Source organism: Tepidibacillus fermentans, assembly GCF_004342885.1.
In the GTDB taxonomy this organism is placed as follows: Bacteria; Bacillota; Bacilli; order Tepidibacillales; family Tepidibacillaceae; genus Tepidibacillus; species Tepidibacillus fermentans.
Window position 1 is genome coordinate 1 of record NZ_SMAB01000037.1, and the last position, 1,833, is coordinate 1,833.

Annotated in this window: 2 protein-coding genes; both read right to left on the reverse strand. The window is 38.0% G+C overall.

What is annotated here, in order from left to right; genetic code table 11:
- Nucleotides 1–182 precede the first annotated feature (182 nt).
- Nucleotides 183–668, reverse strand: a complete 486-nt coding sequence (locus tag EDD72_RS12380) for a ribonucleoside-triphosphate reductase (protein WP_132770819.1) — start codon at nt 666–668, stop codon at nt 183–185.
- An 11-nt stretch (nt 669–679) separates the two neighbouring features.
- On the reverse strand, nt 680–1,666 hold the full coding sequence (locus EDD72_RS12385; protein ID WP_243643848.1) for a peptidoglycan-binding domain-containing protein: 987 nt from the start codon (nt 1,664–1,666) through the stop codon (nt 680–682).
- Between the last annotated feature and the right edge of the window lie 167 nt (nt 1,667–1,833).

Genomic DNA, 1,833 nt, shown 5'->3' on the forward strand with positions numbered 1-1,833 from the left:
ACATTGATATTTTAAGGTTTGATAATTATGAAGTTTTGTCTCGTGCAAAATTTTTTCGAGTGCAAAAAGGCGGATGATCACTCCGCCTTTTCCCACATTTCTTTGAGCGCGTCCTCGAAAAATTCGCAAGCTGCAACGATCATTCGGCAAAGGACACTGTATCCGTTTTGCCCACGATCGAATTAAACCTTCTCAATAATACCACTAATTATATTTAATTTCTGTTCGAGAAGCTTGTACGTATCATGCTCTCTAATTAAAGGATTAATATAGGAAATCTGTCGTAAATGATTTTTCAATGCTCGTACAAAATCTCGAGAGAATTTCATCTTATCGTAAAGAAGAGAGAACTCTACCACATCATTTGTGACATTAACCGCTTCAATTTTAATGTTATTATCTTTTGGTGTAAAAAAATACTCATACATAGAGCCAAAACCAGAGATTCTAAATGGTTTATTCTCTTTGTGTACGATCATATTAATGATACCGTCGGCTATACTTAACAAAGCTGTTCCATAAATCGTTGCAACATTGATCACCATTTGTTCAGTACCGTTGTCAATTCTCATATACATTTCGCAACTAAAGAAACTATAAAATTCTTCGCTTCTTAGTGTTTCTTCCCAATCTCTTTCCCAGTCTTCCAATAAAATTTTAATGGACATACACATCACCCTTACTTTTTCGTTACCACACTATTCCCTTTGGTTGGATATGAAGTTCGAATGATTCCATCCTTACTTACGACAGTAATCATCTCACTAATGCCATATTTTCCAGGGTTATATACATACTCAACAGTTCCATCTGGATGTTTTGTTCGAATCCTACCCTTTTCCACACTCTCCATTATTAAGTTTTTAATCTCTCCTTCTCCCATATGTTTTGGAAATAGAGTTTTTCCTGCTTTACCTATCACATGACCAGCTAGAATGTGCTGCCATCCCTCTCTGACATTCCCCTCCATCAAAACAGCCCTATCATTGTATTTTATCACTTTCCCCATCCCAACCACAGTATCTACTATCTCATCTTTCCCATATTTCTCTAACAAACTGAAGATTTTCCCAGCCTTTGTCACTTTCCCTGCAGGAAAAAGCGAAATCAGAGAAAGAACTTTAGCAGAATTATCTGCATTCGGATCAAAAAGAGTACGGATGTCATCAAGCACTAGGAAGTCAAGACCGTCTTCGGCGGCTTCAAGCACAAATTCTCCCGCTTTCTTTAGCCATCCAGCAGTCGATTTAACCCAGCTGGTCACAGTATCAATCCACGATTTTGATGCTTTCTGTTGAACTGTAAACAGCTGGTTCGCTTCTCGAGAAATTTCCACCTTATCCTTCTGTTCGATACTTGATGAAGTAGATTGGGAAGTGGGCGTTTTCGTTCCTGAATAATTTTGCAGAGCCTGATATGTCTGCTTTCCCGCAATTCCGTCAGCTGTGATTCCAACCTTCTTTTGAAACTCCTTCACAGCCTTTTCTGTATTTGCTCCATAAATTCCATCAATGGCCCCTGGATTGAATCCAGCTTTATAAAGCCAAGACTGCAATGTTTTCACATAGTCGTTTCGGTCTCCTCTTCTCAGCGTTTGTCCACTCCATAAATAATTCGTATAGTTCGAGGGATAATAGATTCTACCAGCACCATCTACAACGTACATCATTTAACCTCCTCTTCCACACTCTCATTTATTAATTCCAATAATAACAAATTATTACAATAGGAGGTGTCAAATTTTGTCTGAAAATAAAAAAATCTCTATCCCAAGGTAGATACACATCTTCCACGCTGTCTTTTGAAAATGAAACGACCGATCGATGAGATATG